The organism is Prosthecobacter sp. SYSU 5D2 (assembly GCF_039655865.1).
Lineage (GTDB): Bacteria > Verrucomicrobiota > Verrucomicrobiia > Verrucomicrobiales > Verrucomicrobiaceae > Prosthecobacter.
This window is the reverse complement of record NZ_JBBYXL010000006.1, coordinates 365,378-382,322: the sequence shown is the minus strand read 5'-3', so window position 1 is coordinate 382,322 and position 16,945 is coordinate 365,378. Positions and strand designations below refer to the sequence as shown.

Sequence of the window (16,945 nt, the reverse complement as noted above, 5' to 3'; positions counted from 1 at the left end):
ATCCTACACGTAATGTCTCCACCATGCGCACCGCAAACCCACTGCTCAACGACTCTACTTTCGCCCCCGCCTCCGTCCCTGGGGAAAAGCAGATGACTCTGCAAGGCACCGTCAACAAGACCGGCCTGCTGCTGTTCATGACCTTCTTCACCGCCATTTATACTTGGAACATGGTCATGTCGGATCCGGCTTCTGCTAAAATGTGGGTCTTTGGGGGTGCCATCGCCGGCTTCATCCTGGCCATCATCACCAGCTTCAAACCCACCTGGTCCCCCATCACTGGCAGCATGTATGCGCTGGCAGAAGGTCTCTTTCTCGGCGGCATCTCCGCCATGTATGAACAGAAGTTTCAGGGCATCGCCCTCCAGGCCATCCTCCTTACCGGCGGAACCTGCCTCGCCCTGCTGGCTGCCTATTCCATGCGCCTCATCCGCGCCACGGAAAACTTCAAGCTCGGTATTTTCGCCGCCACCGGCGGCATCGCCTTGGTTTACCTTGCCACCATCGTTCTGGGCTTCTTCGGCATCCAGATTCCCATGATCCATGAGAGCGGCCTTGTCGGCATTGGCTTCAGCGCCTTTGTCGTCGTCATCGCCGCCCTGAACCTCGTGCTTGACTTCGATTTCATCGAAAACGGCTGCACCCACGGTGCCCCCAAATACATGGAATGGTACGCCGCTTTCGGCCTGCTCGTCACTCTCGTCTGGCTCTATATTGAGATCCTGCGCCTGCTCTCCAAGCTTGCCCGCCGGGATTGATCCTGAGGATCACGTGCAACCCACAGGAGTTGGGGGGCATAAATTCCCTAAACCCGCCCTTGCCTCCGCACTGGAGTGCGTTATTTTGCATGCCCTCATGGCCAGCCAATCAGCCATCTTCGCAATTCGAATTATCAGCGGGCTCCTCTGCGCGTAACGCAGCCGTTGGAGTCCGTCATGGCCAGTTGTCGCCCGCGCCAAAGTGCGCTCTTTTGTGGCACATCATCGCTCCCGCGTTCATCTGGGATGAGCCGTCAACCTCGTCCCTGTGCTTCCGCCCGTTGACATTTGTTTGACCCCCTTGACCTCTTTTAAATCCACCCCCATGTCAGTTCCAGTTACCATCTATGACACCACCCTGCGTGACGGCACCCAGGGCACCGGGATCTCCTTCAGCACCCTCGATAAAATCCGCGTCGCTGAGAAGCTCGACGAATTCGGAGTCCATTACATTGAGGGCGGCTGGCCGGGCTCCAATCCTAAAGACGCCGCCTTTTTTCAGGAGGCCGCCAAGCGTACCTGGAAAAACGCCAAAATCACCGCTTTTGGCATGACCCGCCGTGGCAAGGCCAAGGTGGAAGATGACGCCCAGGTGCAGATGCTCCTGGATGCCGCCACCCCCGCTGTCACTATCGTCGGCAAGACCTGGCCCCTTCATGTCACCGAAGTCTTCCAGGTCAGCCTGGAGGAAAACCTGGCCATGATCGCCGATACCGTGGCCTACTTGAAAAAGAATGGCCGCGAAGTCCTCTACGATGCCGAACACTTCTTCGACAGCTTCCGCGAAGACCCCGAATACTCCCTCAAAACCGTCAAGGCCGCCAAAGACGCAGGTGCTGACCTCGTCGTCCTTTGCGAGACCAATGGCGGTGCCCTGCCTGAATGGGTGGAGGAAGTCACCCGCAAGGTCATCGCCCATCTCGGCTGCCCGGTCGGTATTCATACCCACAATGACGGCGGCGTCGGTGTCGCCAATGCCCTGGCCGCCGTGCGTGCCGGCGCCTGTCAGGTGCAGGGCACCATCAATGGCTACGGCGAGCGTGTGGGAAACTGCAACCTCATCACCGTCATGCCTAACCTACAGTTGAAAATGGGTTATGACCTCGGCCTGGACCTCACCCGTCTACGCGAGCTCGCCTTCTTTGTGGATGAGCTGGCCAACGTCCCCCATGACATCCGCGCCCCTTACGTCGGCCTCGCCGCCTTCACCCATAAAGGCGGCCTCCACGTCCACGCCGTCCAGAAACTGGCCCGCACCTATGAGCATGTGGACCCTTCTCTGGTGGGCAATGAGCGTGTCATCACCATCTCGGACATGTCTGGCCAGTCGAATGTCCTGATGAAGGCTGAGACCATGGGTGTCGCCCTCACCAAAGGCAGCCCCGAAGTCCAAAAAATCCTCTCAACCGTCAAGAGTCTGGAGAGCGACGGCTTCGAGTTCGAAGCGGCGGAGGCCAGCTTCGAGCTTCTCATCCGCAAGCAGCTCGGCCAGAAGACCGGGCTCTTTGACCTCATCGAGTATCACACCACCCACCGGCACCATCCCGGCCACGTGCGTGAGACCACTGAGGCCACCGTTAAAATCCAGGTCAACGGCAATGCCGAATACACCGTGGACGAAGGCGACGGCCCCGTGAATGCCCTGGACAAAGCCCTGCGCAAAGCCCTCCTGCCGCACTTTCCCGCCATCTCCCAGGTCCGCCTGGAAGACTACAAAGTGCGCATCATCGACAGCGGCAGCGGCACGGCTGCCAAGACCCGCGTGCTCGTCGTCAGCAGTGACGGCAACCGCACCTGGGGCACGGTCGGCGTCTCCACCAACGTCATTGATGCGAGCTGGCAGGCACTTGTGGACAGCCTGGAGTACTACCTCTTCAAGCGCGATTGAACAACGGCCTAACTAATTGCATTTCTAAAATCAAAGGCGGCGCACAATGGATGCGCCGCCTTTTTTGAGTCAAGCAAAGAACCCGGCTCAAGCCTTCGCCTTCAGCAGGTCGCGGATCTCCTTCAGCAGGATTACATCCTCAGGTGTCGGCGGTGGCGGTGCGGCCTCCACCGCTTTCGCCTTCAGGGAGCGAATCTTGTTGATCGGCTTCACAAAGATGAAAAAAACCACGGCGGCCAGCAGGAGGAAATTCAGGATGCCGTTGCCCAGATCCCATACGCCCTGGACCAGTGCAGGGTAGCCCTCCTCCCCTTTGACCATGTTGACCACAGGGCCAATGACGCCCTTGACCACGCCATCCACCAGCTTGCCAAAGGCGCCGCCGATGACCACGCCGACGGCCAGATCAATGATGCTGCCGCGCATGACGAATTCTTTAAACTCATTGACGATACTCATGATGATTCAGTAGTTGGGTTGCAGGGTCAGGATTCCACCTGATGAATGGTGAATTGACCAGCCATTTCTTTGCCAAGATGAGACGGATTTGTCTCCACCTGCATCCTGCGCATCAAAACCAGCGGCTGTTTTTCCAGAGCCACCCGCAGTTTGTGCACGCCTTCGGTCCAGACCTCTGTCTCCGTCCAGCGCGGTTCCTTACGGAAGGCTGCCTGGGAAGGGTGATACACGGCCAGACGGCCTATGTTTTTGTCAATGAGGTCAGACTTGGCCTCTCCTGTCAGGTGCGCCACGGCCACATGGCAGCCCAGTTCCACCGCCCTGGCGGAGGCGCAGCGGTCCACCCGTTCCACTCCCAGCATCGTTTCCGTCGCGCTCGGGCAGAGGATCAGGTCCACGCCATCTCCTCTCAGCCGGGCGGAGATCTCCGGGATCTCGATGTCCAGGCAGATGACCACGGCGATACGGAAACCCTGGAACTCCCACAGATAAAGGATACCGCCTGGGCAAAAGTCCTTTTCCCACGGTGTTAGGTGCAGCTTGTCCTGGTGGCTCAACCGCCCTTCGACCAGGATCGGCACCCGGTTAAAGACACGGTGCGTGTCCTCATCCGCATAGGGCGCACTGCCCAGGACCACCGCCTTGCCCGGCATGGTCAGCCGGTCACGCATTTGTGGCAGCAGGGCCTCCCAAAAGACTTTGGAAATCGTGTGGTACACGCTGGTATCCTCCTCCCCTTTTTTTACCAGGGCCTCCAGCCCCATCCAGGTGAATTCTGGCAGCAGCACCATGTCGGCTCCGCTGGTCCACGATTCACGCACCAGCCTCACCACTTCATCCGCATAGGCTGAAGGGCTGTCACCCACAAGGCCGGGATCAAAAGTCAGCAGTTCAAGATTCATGGGGGGATGAAAGAGGGAACGAGGAAGCTTGTCCAGCCTACCCCAGTTCCTTCGTCCAGAAAGTCAGCTTTTTGGGTGACTCTGCATCTTCACCCACTTCCTTCCAGCTCAGAGTGGCCTGCATGTCAGGCTGTTTCCGGTAGCCCTGGGCTGACCAGAAGTCATCCAGCGGATGGTAGTTCAGCGGTCGTAGCGGATGATCCTCCGCCCGGTCCACCGCGCAAAATGCTGCCAGTGTCAGGCCTAATGAACGCGCATGATTCTCACGATGTTTAAAAAACTGTTTTCCCATTCCCCGGCCGCGATATTGGAGCAGCAGGATGGATTCGCCAAAATAACACACCTTGGACAGGTCTAGGCCAGCCTTGATGAATGCCTCCTTAAAAGCCGGAGCCTCATCTGCCAGCGGCATGCAAGTTGTGGCACCAACCGCAGCATCTCCGTGGAAGGCCAGCACCACCAGGCTGCGCGGGCATTCCACATAGGCTTTTAAATAATCCCGCTCGTACTCCAGGCTGCCATCATACAGATACGGGAAATCCCTGAAAACAGTGATTCGCAGTGCCCCCAGGGCGTCCAGATGAGGTTCAATTTCCTGACCCTGGACATTTTCAAGACGCAACATGATATCAGCTTATACGAGGATGCGACCGCAAAAATTAGCGCACAGCAGACAATCTGTGCACTATCTTTAAGTCATCGCATCACTGCTTCCTTTTGAGTGCATTGTTATGGCTTTCAACACTTGAATGCAGTCATGCTCCGCAGGATGATCATTCCCACATGAATCCTCCCTCCATTCTTTGGCTCAATGGCAGCTTGCAGCCAGCTCACGAAGCGCGCCTGTCGCCGCTGGATCACGGCCTACTGGTGGGAGATGGCGTTTTTGAGACCCTCGTCGCCCGTGCGGGCCGGCCCTTCGCCGCTCATGAGCATTATCTCCGTCTGGTCCGTTCCTGTGAGACCACGGGCCTGCATTGCATCAGTGAAGACACCTTCAACACCAGCATCCAGGCCGTCATGCAGGCCAACCAGCTTCAGGATGCCCGTGTCCGCATCACCCTGACCAGTGGCGATGGCCCGCTGGGTTCAGACCGTGGGCCAGGGCAGGGAACGGTTCTCGTCGTCGCCACACCATTAAAACCCTGGCCGCCCACGGAAAACGTTTACCTCGCCCCGTGGACCCGCAACTCACGCGGCGCCATGGCCGGAGTGAAAAGCGTCTCCTATGGGGAAAACGTCCGTGCCTTGCTCTATGCCAAAGAACGCGGCTGCGGGGAGGCGGTCGTGGCCAATGAACTGGACCAGCTTTGTGAAGGCACCGGCTCGAATATCTTCGTCGTCCTGGATGGCCGGTTGAAGACGCCGCCGCTGTCCTCCGGCTGCCTGGCCGGCATCACCCGCCAGCTGGTGATCGAAGCCTGTGCCAAAGCGGACATTCCCTGCCTGGAGGAGGCCATGCCCGTGTCCGTTTTGGAGGAGTGTGAAGAGGCCTTTCTGACCTCCTCAACGCGTGATGTCCACCCCATCGCCATGCTCAGCGGCAAGCCTCTCCGCTCGCCCGGTCCTGTGACCCTGGCAGTCCAGAAAGCCTTTGCCGCTTTCACCCAAGCATAGGTCGTGCAGAGAGGAAGTGCTTCACGCCAGGCCTCATTTAAACACTCTTTTCAGCACCGCTTTTTCCTCCGGTGTCAGCGTTTCACGCCACACCTGCTCACCGCCCGTGCCCTGATGCGCGGCGTCTCCGGCCATGCCTGCTCCCTGGTAGGTCCTGTCCACTTCATGCTTGCCGTCCTGCAGTTCCAGCATCGTGCCCAGTTGCGCCTTGGACAGGTCGGAGTTGGTCACGCCTTCATACTTGGAGGTGCCAAAATCATTCTCTTCTTTGGACAAGGTCAGCGGTGCTGTACCAGGCCCTCGCGTGATGTCTCCTTGCCCTGGCTGGCCTTGGCGCTCCATTTCTCCCAGCATCATCGCCAGGGCATCGTCCTCCCCTTCGCCATCGCCCAGGAAGCCCGGATTCTGGCACATGCCCTGGCATGCTCCCGCACCTTTTTTCAGCGCTTCACGCATCTGGTCCAGCTGTTCCTTGGACAGTGATTGCAGGTTCTTCGGGTCCATCTGTGCCAGTTCCTTCAGCAGCTCCGGGTTCAGCTCCAGGCCGCTGGCTTGCAGTCCTTTCAGCGCCTCATCCAGGTCTTTTAAAAGCTGCTCCTTGGCCACCTGCGAAAACTGGTCTGAGTAGTTCTGCAGGGCATTCAGGCTGCGCTCCATGGTCTTGAGGTTTTGCGCCATCTTGGCCATGTCCCGCTGCATCTGCTCCTTTAGCGTATCGCTGGCGTGCAGGCTGTCGTGGCTGAACCAGGTCTCCGGCGGCTGGTCGCGCAGCTCCGCGATCTTGGCCGCCTGCTGCTCCTTTTCCTCTTCCGTGATCAGCTTTTCCTCCTCCAGCTTCTCCAGCCATTCTTCCATCTGCTCCCAGGCCTGCGGCTCCATGGTCGGTAGGGTGGCATTGGCCTCTGGCGTAAGCGGTAGCCACAGCGCCAGGGCCATGCAGCCTGCCACCGTCAGCCACGGCAGGGAGATCTGCGACCACCGCCAGCGCCAGCCGTCCTCCGCCATGGGGGGCAGCTCCGGCCAGGCACCGTGTCCCGCCAGCGCCACGCTCAGCGCATTGTACAGTTTTAACCGCGCCTCCAGCCGCACCAGCGCCTGCTCCGGGAGGATGAACTTTGGCCGCGCCAGAAAGTAAACCATCAGCCCGGTCAGCCCCAGCGTACCGGCCATCCAGGGCCACACGGTTTCAAAACTCACGTCAGCCCCGCCCCGGCGCAGCAGCAGGATACCTGCAAAAGCCGCCACGCTGCCGGCGATAACCCACGGCTTCAGCCGCTCCAGCCACCAAGCCAGACTGACCTTCCAGGCCGTGCGCTTTGCCAGCGACAGCCATGCGGCGGAAAGGGCGGCCTGATCCTTCATTTCGTCCTCATTCTAACCTGTCACATCCTGGCTGGCCAGGGCGATCATGAAAATTCTCAAGTTCAGGCTTATGAATTGTTTCGATTTTCTTCCTCGCCTAGGCATAGACTTAGCTCCTAAAGACCGTTAAAGCCACCCCATGCCCGAGACACCTCCTGATGAACTTCCTCCCACGGTCCCAGAGACCCAAGGCGGCTCATCCTTTCCATCTTTGGAGGAGCTGGGTGCTCTGCTGCCGCAGTACCTGTTTCAGCAGGTCATCGGCATCGGCGGCATGGGAGCCGTTTATCTCGCGCACCAGCCGCATCTGGACCGCTTTGTGGCGCTCAAAGTGCTGCCGGTGGAGGCCGCGCAGAACCCGGAGGATGCCGTCCGCTTCAACACGGAAGCCCGTGCCATGGCCCGGCTTTCGCATCCGCACATCGTCGCGGTTTTTGACTTCGGCCAGACCTCCGCCGGGCACCTTTACCTGGCCATGGAATACGTAGAAGGGGCAGACCTTCATCGTCGCACCCTCGCCGGAGAGGTCACGCCGGAGCGCGCCCGCTCCGTCATTGCGCAGCTTTGTGAGGCGCTCCAGTACGCCCATGAGCATGGCGTCATCCATCGCGACATCAAGCCCGCCAACATCCTCATCACGCCTGACTGGCAGGTGAAGGTGGTGGACTTCGGCCTCGCCCGCGACATGACCCAGGAGCTGAATCCTGACGAGTCCGAATACGGCACGCCGGACTACACCGCGCCGGAGCGGCTCATCGTGGGCGCGCCCGTGGACCACCGCGCGGACATCTATTCCCTCGGCGTCGTCATTCATGAAATCCTCACCGGCAAGACACCGCTGGCCGCCGGAGCGACCGCTGGCCAGGGCCTGCCGGATGGCTTCGCCGGCGTGCTCTCCAAATGCCTGATGCATGATCCTGCCCGCCGCTTTCAGAAAGCCAGCGAGGTGCGCGCCGCCCTGCTCTCCGCCACCGCCAGTTCAAAAAAGAAAGCCAGCGATTCAGCGCCCAAATCACCCACGAAAAACCGCTACCCATTGTCGCACCGGCCTTTGCAGCCGCAGGGGGCCACCAGAGCGCACCGCTCCGCCTGGCTGGGCAATACCGCCTGGGCCCTGGCCTGTGTCGTCGCCCTCAGCGGTCTCGGTTATCTGGTCTGGCGGGATCATTATCAAACCGCGCCCGGATCCTCCCAGCTCCAGGTCACCACGGCCGCCACCGTCGCTGCCGCCACCCTCCAGACCCCGGCTGCGCAGCCCGCCATTTCGACGGAGACTTCTGCTAACATTCCCGCGCCGGAGCCCGTTAATGCCCAGCCACCCACCATGAACAAAGCCATCCCGACCGCCCTTGCCCTCGTCGCCGCCTCCGCCACCACCGCCCTCAGCGTGGATTATCAGAGCCAGGTGCGGCCCATCTTCAAAGCCAAGTGCTTCGAGTGCCACAGCGAGGAAGCCGGCAAGGAAAAAGGCAAGGTCGCGCTGGATACCGAAGAGAAGCTCAAAGCCACCATCGGCCCCGGCCAGCACATCATTCCTGGCGAGCCTCAAAAGAGCACCATGCTCATCCTCTGCAAGCTGCCGGACAATGACGAAGAAGTCATGCCGCCGAAAGGCAAAAACCGCCTCACTCCGGCCGAGCTGACCCTCCTGGAGACCTGGATTAAAGAGGGCGCCCTCCTTACCGGCGGCTCCGCCGCACCCGCCGCTCCCGCCATGGCACCCGCCACCGCCGCCGCGCCCACCTCCTGGACCAGCAACGATGGCAAGACCATCGAGGCCGCCTTCGTAGCGCTTAACGGCGACCAAATCACCCTCCGCCTCACCAACGGTACCGAATACACCTTCCCCCTCAGTCGCCTCTCCCCTGAGAGCCAGACCCAGGCCAAAACCGCCGCCGGACAGTGAGGACGGATCCAGCGGTTATGGATTTTTCCCCATCCTTCCTTCTCGACAACGTACAATAAACTTCCTTCGTTTAAGTCCCTCGCTGTGTTTTAAAACAGAAGCCGTTGAGTTCTGCCATGCAGAACCTGATAAACTAATGTTTTCCTGGGAGCGATTTCGAGGATCTAGATTGATGACTGAGTCACCAGCTTGTAAGTCGTGGGGATAACTCAAAGATCACAGCAGTTGCGTCCGGCGACGACGGCCAAAAACGGCCATGACGCCGAGTACGAGGAACAGCATTCTGGAAGGTTCTGGAATGGCCACGTAGATGATGCCGTGCTGCAGGAACTGGTCGGTTTCAAAGAACCAGCCGTTGCCGAGGGCGGCATTGGCGGCGCTCAGGTCCAGGTCGGCGAGGGTCCACGCTCCGGCCCCATTGGCACCGTCAGCATCCACTTCCAGGAAACCCCAGTCCAGGAGGTTGAAGACGTCGCCAAGTTCGGGTTCGTAGCTGTCCAGCAACTCTACCCTGAGAGTAGCTCCGGCATTGAGGCCGAGGGTGCCGTTTACTTGCAGGGAGTCGTAGAGCCCGCCTGAGCTCGCATCGGCAAATTCGGCGGCATCACCGGAAAGGATGTCGGCGAGCTGGCTGTTGGTGCCGCCAAGCTGGAAGAGAGCGCGCAGGGTCGGGGTGCCACCGGTGAGGGAGACATTATTGAAGGTCAGCTCACCGGTGCCGTAGCCGGCGTCCGCAAGGAGTCCGGTGGAATCGCCCGGAGTGAGATAACTGCTGCCGGTGAGAATAAGCTGGCCATTGACCGTTCCACGTCCGGACAGGACTTGGTTGTTTATGGTGTAATCACCGCTGGTGCGGCCGGAGATGCTGAAGGTGGCACCTTCATCCACCTGGATCCAGGGAGTGCCGGTGAGGTTGCCGGTCCCGCTCAGCGCCAGGGTGCCGCCGCGGACAATGGTATTGCCGGTATACGTACTCACGGAGGCCGTTGGGGTTGCTGAATTGTAGGTATTTGTCAGCGTGAGAACGCCAGAACCATCTTTGATGATACCGAGGTTACCGGTGATTTTGCCGTTGTAGGTATAGTTGGCGGACTGGTCAATAGTGAGTGTGGATTCTTCCCCAGCCTGCGAATTGGTGATCTCAAGATTGTCCACGTTGGAAGTCACTCCGTGGCGGATGCCTGCCACCGTCTGGTCAAATCCATAGAGATCCACAGCCACCGTTTCCGTCACGATCGGGTTGGTCAGAAGCGACAGTACGGTCTGGGAGCTGAGAGCCTGGTCTGTTCCCAAACGCAAAAAGCCGCGGACCATTTCGGTAATGCCGGTGTAAGTATTGTTGGCCGTCAGGACCACTGTTCCTCCCGCATTGCCATTGATGGACAGTTTGCTGCCTGCTCCATCCTGGATGACACCGCTGACAATCAGGGTGCCGGTGCCACTGTTGGTGCCGATGCGTCCACTATCAGTGCCGAGGATGATGTTGCCCGCCCACTCGGCCGTTCCACCATGCACCTGCAGATTGCCAGCATTGTTGCCGGGGCCAGTAATGGTCAAGGTTTCACCGGTCACGACGATGCCATCAGCCAGACGCACGATGCCGTTGGTGCCCACCTGGGTGCCTGCGGCGGTGCTGCCAAGGGCTTCGTTGTGATTCACGAGCAGGATGCCGCTCTGGACAATGGTTTCTCCGGTGTAGGTATTAGCATTGGTGAGGGTAAGGGTGCCGGAGACGGCAGTGGCCTGGGTGCCGGGTGGATAAGTGGTGATTTTAGTCAGGGAACCGGGGCCGGAAATGACGCCATCATAGGTGGTGTTAAAGGTGCGGGTATCAATGCTGCCGCCCCCTTCCTCCAGGGTGATGCCACGGTTGGAATTCAGGTTAAAGCTGGTTGTGAGTTCCAGCGTGCCGCCATTGAAGGTCAGATTGTCAACATCTACATTGGCTGGGACGGCGCCCAGGCGGTTGTCCCCGCCGATCCGGATAATCCCGCCATTTAAATAGGTGCCGCCGCTGTAGTTGCTGCTGGTGCCGGTCAGCACCAGAAGACCCGGGCCGTTTTTGGAAAGGCTCACGGTGCCTCCTGCTCCGTTGTCATTGATGTCTGAGTTTACAGTGGTGGTCTGTCCTGCTTCCTGGTCGGAAAATAGAAGCTGCCCGGCGGTCCCGCTCACGGCACCGCCTGCGGTGAGCTGGCTGCCATTGTTTGCCGCGGCGCCGATGGTCAGATCACCCGCACCCGCAGCCAGGACAATGCCACCATAGGTCCCGAGTCTTAGCGTATCACCGCTGGCGCTGCCGATCACCGCATCCCCCGTCGCGGACTGGATCAGTGTGTTGACATCGGTCATACCGCCGGGATTTCCCAGGGCGATGTTGCCAGAGGTTCCTCCATCCACGATCTTCACATTCGCCGTCGCATCATTGGGCAGCGGGCCGATGGCACCGGCTCCAGTGCCAAAGTTCGTGACCAGATCATAGTCCGTGTAGGCGACGATGTTACCGTCCTGAACGGTGGCCCAGTCGGTGCCGTTTACCGTGGCCCAACCGCCCAGGATGCCGCTGGCCTCATTGGCACTGGTGGTGCGAATGCCGTTGGTGGCGCTTTGTGCACCGGAAGGAAGGATGAAATTAATGGTGCCATTGCTCTGGGAAGTGATGGTGCCCAGGTTCAGCACCAAATTCTGAGGAGTGACGTTGGTGAGAAGAGAGATCGTCGAAGCCCCCTCCGCCACTGTGAGGCCGTTAAAAGTCTGGCTGTTGGCAGCAGAACTGCCGCCTGTGATTGAAAGGGTACCCCCGTTCATGGTCAGGGCCGAGCTGGCACTTCCAATGTTGGAAGCAGGAGCGCCGGGGGCGCTGAAGTCCAGTTGAAGCGTGCCTTCCGTGAGCGTGGTACTGCCTGTATAGGTGCTGGCACGGGTCAGGATTTGGGTGCCGCTGCCGGTTTTGACCAGGGACAACGCCCCACCGCCAGTGCCATCTGTGAGGGTGCCTCTGAAAGTTTGGGTGTCCGTATTCTGAATGGTCAGGGTGGCTGCTGTGAGGCTGGTATTCTGGACCGTCACCGTATCTGAAACGCCCAAGGTATTAAGACCGCCCGCTGACACTGAATATCCGTCCAAAGTGACAAACTTGTTGTCTGTGGTATTCGCAAACGTCAGCAGGTTTGGTGCGTCACGGTTCAATGCTCCAGTGCTGCCAATCCGGAGGGTGCCACGATTGATGACCAGCCCCCCTGTAAAGGTGTTCTCTCCGCTCAGTAAAATGGTGCCTGTGCTGGCGCTTACCGTATTGATGGTCAGGGTGCGGCTGCCGCCGGATTCGCCAATGTTACCTGCCAGAGTCCCTGTAAGTGCAGTTGTTCCGGAGTTGGTCGAGATGGCCGTGTTACCTGTCAGCGTGATCTCTCCAGCCAGGGTGCGGTCGCGGTCAAAACGAATGGATCCGCGTGAGCCGTTCCCCGTGCCTGTCAGCAGCAGCGGAACATTCCAGGCATCCGTCTGTGTGTGATTGATGACCAGAGTATTGCCTGATTGGACCTCAAAGGCACCAAGACTGGAAACCGCATTGATGTTCGTCACATTGAAGAAAATGCCACCGCCGCCGGAAGCCAGTGCAAGAGTTCCAGTCCAGGTGTTGGTACCGGAAAGGGTGATGAAGGCACTGTCGTTACCCTCTTTTTGAAAGGAGATGTTGCTGCCGGCAAAGGAGTTATTGAAGACCAGCCGGGAGTTCCCGCCGGAGTTGGAGGTGCTGTTCTCCATGCGGATGAAGGCTCCATCGCTTAGGGCCACGGTGCCGCCGTTGAGAATATACCCTCTCTGAGTGGTCCCCACGATGATGCTGTTAAACCGCAGACCGCCTGCATTAACTGTTCCGCTAACGGAGACAGTCGCTCCCCCGACCGTCGTTCCAAGATCTCCACCATTGCCAAAGATGGCGATGTTATTGGCGTCGTTGTCCCAGGCCACATTGGTACTGCCGTTCCACCAGTTGGTGTTCGTCAAAGTTGTGTTCCATGTGCCTGGGCCATCCGTTACAGCGGGACCGGTTCCATTGGCGTCCCATTGCAAAGAAGAGGATTGGGAGTACGCGACCGGCATGCTCAATGCGATCACAGAGGCCAGGGCTGTCAGAATGCGAAAGGGGCGGCTTAAGCGCACGGCACGGCCATGCGCCTCGGTCAGAGTGGTTGTTCTCATGGTTGGGGGGGTGACACTATTGACACCTTTCCGCCCCATTTTCAGCAGAAATATATGCAAAAAGGGCAGGCTAAGGGAATCTCTGATCCCTCAACCTGACCGCTTATTGCGAGATGCACGAATTTGTGGGGCAATCAGTCTTCCGCACGCATCGCTTCTTCAGCTTCCAGGCCAAAGAGGAACTCGAAGTCGGATTTTTCCAGGGTGCTGGAGAAGCCGCCTTCGCCGAGGATGTTGTTGGACATGAGCGTCTTCTTCTGCTGCAACAGCATGATCTTCTCTTCGATTGTGCTCTTGGTGATCATCCGGTAGGCCATCACCGGCTGCGTCTGGCCGATGCGGTGCGCACGGTCAATGGCCTGGGCTTCCACGGCCGGGTTCCACCAGGGATCGTAAAGGATGACGTAGCTGGCGGCGGTGAGGTTCAGACCGCTGCCACCGGCTTTCAGGGAGAGGAGGAACACGCAGGGGTCTTCATCCTTCTGGAAGTTTTCCACCACTTCGGAGCGATTGTTGGTGCTGCCGGTCAGCCAGTAATGAGGAATCTTCATGGCATCCAGCCGGTCGCGGATGATGCTGAGCATAGTCACGAACTGGCTGAAGAGAAGCACCTTGTGGCCTTCGGCATGGAGGCCTTCAATGAGCTCCAGGGTGGAGGTCAGTTTGGCGCTGTCGTCATCGCCGGCGGACTTGTCCACCAGGGCCGGGTGGCAGCAGATCTGCCGCAGGCGGGTCAATGCCTGCAGGATGGCGAAACGCTTCCGCGTCAGCACCTCAAAGCCGGAGGCCGTTAGCACCATGTGCTGGGCCTTGGCCAGTTCCTCGCGGTAGAGCCGCTCCTGGGTGCCGCTCATCTCGCACAGCATTGCCTCCTCACTGCGGGCGGGCAGTTCCTTGGCCACCTGGGATTTGGTGCGGCGTAACAAAAAGGGTTTCAAGCGGGCGGCCAGGCGCTCGCTTGCCTTGGCATCCTTGCGACGGTCAAAGTGGCGGTGGAAGTAGTTGCGGTCCCCCAGTGCCCCCGGTGCGGCAAAGGTCATGAGGCTCCACAGGTCCAGCAACCGGTTCTCCACTGGAGTACCGCTCAGCACCAGGCGGCTTTCCGCCTTCAGCATGCGGGCGGCCTTGGCGGCCTTGCTGTCCGGGTTTTTAATGTGCTGGCCTTCATCCAGGATCACGGCCAGCCATTTCACGGATTCCAGCAGCTCGATGCAGCCACGGAGCTGGGCGTAGTTCATCACCAGCACATGGTAGTCTTTGTACAGGCTTTCCAGGTCCAGCTCCTCCTTGTCGCGGAGCACCTGCACTTTCAGCCCAGGCGCGGCTTTGGCAAACTCCGTGGCCCACACATCCAGGACGGATTTTGGGCACACCACCAGGCAGGGCCAGGCGTTGCGGTAACGGGTGCGCAGCCAGAGGATCCAGGTGATGCTCTGGATGGTTTTGCCCAGGCCCATATCATCGGCCAATATGCCGCCAAATTTGTTCAAGCTCAGGTAGGAGAGGAAATGGAAGCCCTCTTCCTGATAAGGGCGCAGAGTCACGCCCAGGCCTTCGGGGACCTCCGGTTTCTCATCCAGCTTGGCCTGCTCCATGCGCTGCGTGAGATTCTGCCAGGCACGCGGATTGATGATCTCCTTGGCTCCCTGGCCGGTGAGCTGACGCCAGTGCAAGCGATGCGCTTCGTTGCTAAATTCATCCATGTCCAGGCCGAGCTGGTCCATCATCTCCTGCTGCTCTTCGCTGAGCTCCAGCTTCACGCGCCGCCAGGTGCCATCGGCCAGTTGTACAAAGCCACCCTTCGCGGCGATGAGCCGGCGGATGTCGGCAGCTTTCAATTCGGCACCGTCCACTTCAAAAACCATCTTGAGGTCGAACCAGTCAATGTTAGCTGTTTGTGAGGCCTCAATCCTGACCCGGGCGATCAGAGGATCCGCCAGGATGGTCTGCAGCCGCTCATCGGCGGTGAGCTTCATACCTTCGGGCATGTTCTGGGCCCAGGCATTGAACTGGTCTGGAAAGGTCTTCGTCAGGCGCACGCGGAAGCCTTCATACTCCGGGTCGTAAACAGGGCGCATTTCCTGCAGCGTAGCCTCGGCCTGAGCCAGGGCGCTGCGGTCGCGGCAGATGATGCTGTTGTCATCGTCATCCTGGCGGGCGTTCTCCGTCGGCTGCCAGCCGGCATAGCGCAGGACCTCCCGCACGGTGCCATCCGGCGTGGCTGCCTCGACTTGGAAGACGGCGTGTTCCGTGCTGGTCGCATGCGACCGGGCCACGCAGCCGGCGCGGATATTGACCTGCAGCGGCTCATGGCGGATGCGGGCGGCGATGTCCGCAGGCAGAGGCAGGCCGAGTTTGTCCAGAAAGGCGATGCCGTCCTGGGTGGCCAGAGCATTGATCGGGATGGTGGCAGGTGCTTCCAGCTTGGTTTCCTCAGGGAACCAGAGGGGGCCGCTGAAGATGGTATCTGAGGAGAGGAACAACGTTTCTGCGCCATGCATGACCCGCAGCGGCAGCGGGGCCGGTGTGCCGTCTGCCTGGATCAGCGTAAGCTTAAGCTGGCCGGATTCTGCATCTTCCTGGCTGCTCCAGGTCAGGGGCTCGCTCACCCGGCGGAAGGGCATCTCATCCAGCGTGAGCAGCCGGGCCTGAAGGGCGGGCTGCTGGAAAAGCGTGCCCAGCCAGCGGCTGTGCGTATCCAGGTCAAAGCGGCAGACATCTCCAGGATTGGCACCCGACTGGCCGCAGCAGGCCAGCAGCAGCAGCTCAGCCGCAGCCGGCAGGTTCAGCGCGCCGTTTTCGTATTCCGTTTCCAGGCTGCCGAGCTCGTTGCCAGCGACATTGTGGAAGGCGGTGTCTGCCCCGGACTTGATTTGCAACCGGGCCTCGGCCGGGGTGATGATGAGCCGGAAGTCACAGTTCCGGCGGCTTTGCGGCGCGCCCTCATTCAGGCTTTTCAGCAGTTCGCGGATGCGCTCACGCCACAGGGGCAGGGTGCGCTCTTGCCGCCACACGCTCAGCCGGGCACGCACTGCATCAATGTCCACGCTGCCTCGCAGAAACGACGGTGCAGGCAGGCTCCGCTCATGCAGCGCCAGGGCCACATACTCCCAAAATTCCTTCAGGTTCACCGGCGGCTCCGGCCAGAGTGCCAGCGGGTCCACGCTCTGGATGCTCCAGCGCGGGTGCAGACGCACCATGTCCTGGTCATAGATATGACCGCTCTGGCGCACTCTTTGGAAGCGCTTCTCCAGCTTGCTCAGGTAGCCTTCTTCTTCCGGTGTCAGCTGGCGTGCCAGACGCCGCTCCAGCATGAGCTGGAAGGTTTCCTCAGGGGGCAGGGAGGGCACGGTTCCGCTGCCAGGGGCCTGCCGGGCGAAGCGCCGCTGGGCGGCAATCAAAGTTGCGCACAGGGCGAGCTGGTGCAGGGCGGTTTCATCGCAGTCGCTTTCGCCCTGCCAGATGTCATTTTCCAAAGCCCACCGCACATTCACCCGCCGGTCATCCAGGACCACCTCGGCTAAAACTTCATCTTCGACGATGTCGAGGCCGCGAATGGCGTCATCATCGGCCAGTCTTTCTGCTTCCTGGCGGAGGCGCGAATCAAAAGACTGAAGGAGGCTGGGGAGGGAAGTGGCGAAGTCAGGCATGAGCACAAAGCCCGCGGCGGAGAGACCGGGGGAACTGGTTGCCTTAGCACACCTATCCGCCCTGCGCCAGAGCTGACTTGGAGATGTCGTGGCTGTCACACATTTTTCTTTCCCCTCCTCCTCTCAGAGAGACATCGGTGGACGGCGGCCCGGACCCTGTGGAGGGCCTCAACTCAAAAAAAACCGTGTCCCGGTCA

At 59.8% G+C, this 16,945-nt stretch carries 10 protein-coding genes; 4 read left to right on the top strand and 6 right to left on the bottom strand.

Annotated features, from left to right (window positions below; all coding sequences use genetic code 11):
- Positions 1-23 precede the first annotated feature (23 nt).
- Together WJU23_RS12600 and cimA are read left to right on the top strand one after the other, a co-directional pair.
- Positions 24-758 carry a Bax inhibitor-1/YccA family protein gene (locus tag WJU23_RS12600; RefSeq protein WP_346332930.1) on the top strand — a complete coding sequence of 245 codons (735 nt, stop codon included), beginning with the start codon at positions 24-26 and terminating at the stop codon, positions 756-758.
- A 325-nt stretch (positions 759-1,083) separates the two neighbouring features.
- Positions 1,084-2,646 (top strand): citramalate synthase, encoded by a 1,563-nt coding sequence (gene cimA, locus WJU23_RS12595; RefSeq protein ID WP_346332929.1) that lies wholly within the window; start codon positions 1,084-1,086, stop codon positions 2,644-2,646.
- Positions 2,647-2,733: 87 nt separating this feature from the next.
- Here the strand turns inward: cimA and mscL are convergent, their stop codons facing one another.
- Genes mscL through WJU23_RS12580 form a run of 3 tightly spaced genes read right to left on the bottom strand, consistent with a single transcriptional unit; the run spans position 2,734 to position 4,632 of the window.
- The gene (gene mscL / locus WJU23_RS12590; protein ID WP_346332928.1) at positions 2,734-3,105 is read right to left on the bottom strand and encodes a large conductance mechanosensitive channel protein MscL; all 372 of its coding nucleotides are present in this window, start codon (positions 3,103-3,105) and stop codon (positions 2,734-2,736) included.
- Between the two features lie 26 nt (positions 3,106-3,131).
- The gene (locus WJU23_RS12585) at positions 3,132-4,007 is read right to left on the bottom strand and encodes a nitrilase-related carbon-nitrogen hydrolase (protein ID WP_346332927.1); all 876 of its coding nucleotides are present in this window, start codon (positions 4,005-4,007) and stop codon (positions 3,132-3,134) included.
- A 37-nt stretch (positions 4,008-4,044) separates the two neighbouring features.
- Positions 4,045-4,632: a GNAT family N-acetyltransferase gene (locus WJU23_RS12580; RefSeq protein ID WP_346332926.1), complete on the bottom strand. Its 588-nt coding sequence runs from the start codon at positions 4,630-4,632 to the stop codon at positions 4,045-4,047.
- A gap of 158 nt (positions 4,633-4,790) precedes the next feature.
- Between WJU23_RS12580 and WJU23_RS12575 the strand changes: the two genes are divergently transcribed.
- Positions 4,791-5,624 carry an aminotransferase class IV gene (locus tag WJU23_RS12575; RefSeq protein ID WP_346332925.1) on the top strand — a complete coding sequence of 278 codons (834 nt, stop codon included), beginning with the start codon at positions 4,791-4,793 and terminating at the stop codon, positions 5,622-5,624.
- A gap of 33 nt (positions 5,625-5,657) precedes the next feature.
- Here WJU23_RS12575 and WJU23_RS12570 read toward each other — a convergent pair whose 3' ends face one another.
- Positions 5,658-6,986: a hypothetical protein gene (locus WJU23_RS12570; protein WP_346332924.1), complete on the bottom strand. Its 1,329-nt coding sequence runs from the start codon at positions 6,984-6,986 to the stop codon at positions 5,658-5,660.
- A gap of 139 nt (positions 6,987-7,125) precedes the next feature.
- Here WJU23_RS12570 and WJU23_RS12565 point away from each other — a divergent pair, with 139 nt between their 5' ends.
- Positions 7,126-8,892: a protein kinase gene (locus WJU23_RS12565; protein WP_346332923.1), complete on the top strand. Its 1,767-nt coding sequence runs from the start codon at positions 7,126-7,128 to the stop codon at positions 8,890-8,892.
- Between the two features lie 216 nt (positions 8,893-9,108).
- Here WJU23_RS12565 and WJU23_RS12560 read toward each other — a convergent pair whose 3' ends face one another.
- A complete protein-coding gene (locus tag WJU23_RS12560) occupies positions 9,109-13,098 on the bottom strand; it encodes an autotransporter-associated beta strand repeat-containing protein (RefSeq protein WP_346332922.1) in 3,990 nt (1,329 codons plus the stop codon).
- Between the two features lie 134 nt (positions 13,099-13,232).
- Positions 13,233-16,748, bottom strand: a complete 3,516-nt coding sequence (locus tag WJU23_RS12555; RefSeq protein ID WP_346332921.1) for a DEAD/DEAH box helicase — start codon at positions 16,746-16,748, stop codon at positions 13,233-13,235.
- Positions 16,749-16,945 lie beyond the last annotated feature (197 nt).

Bases quoted from the DNA above. Each gene is read 5' to 3' on its own strand.
- mscL (WP_346332928.1), bottom strand. From the start codon at position 3,105: ATGAGTATCGTCAATGAGTTTAAAGAATTCGTCATGCGCGGCAGCATC.
- WJU23_RS12565 (WP_346332923.1), top strand. From the start codon at position 7,126: ATGCCCGAGACACCTCCTGATGAACTTCCTCCCACGGTCCCAGAGACC.
- cimA (WP_346332929.1), top strand. From the start codon at position 1,084: ATGTCAGTTCCAGTTACCATCTATGACACCACCCTGCGTGACGGCACC.
- WJU23_RS12585 (WP_346332927.1), bottom strand. From the start codon at position 4,007: ATGAATCTTGAACTGCTGACTTTTGATCCCGGCCTTGTGGGTGACAGC.
- WJU23_RS12570 (WP_346332924.1), bottom strand. From the start codon at position 6,986: ATGAAGGATCAGGCCGCCCTTTCCGCCGCATGGCTGTCGCTGGCAAAG.
- WJU23_RS12580 (WP_346332926.1), bottom strand. From the start codon at position 4,632: ATGTTGCGTCTTGAAAATGTCCAGGGTCAGGAAATTGAACCTCATCTG.
- WJU23_RS12575 (WP_346332925.1), top strand. From the start codon at position 4,791: ATGAATCCTCCCTCCATTCTTTGGCTCAATGGCAGCTTGCAGCCAGCT.
- WJU23_RS12600 (WP_346332930.1), top strand. From the start codon at position 24: ATGCGCACCGCAAACCCACTGCTCAACGACTCTACTTTCGCCCCCGCC.
- WJU23_RS12555 (WP_346332921.1), bottom strand. From the start codon at position 16,748: ATGCCTGACTTCGCCACTTCCCTCCCCAGCCTCCTTCAGTCTTTTGAT.
- WJU23_RS12560 (WP_346332922.1), bottom strand. From the start codon at position 13,098: ATGAGAACAACCACTCTGACCGAGGCGCATGGCCGTGCCGTGCGCTTA.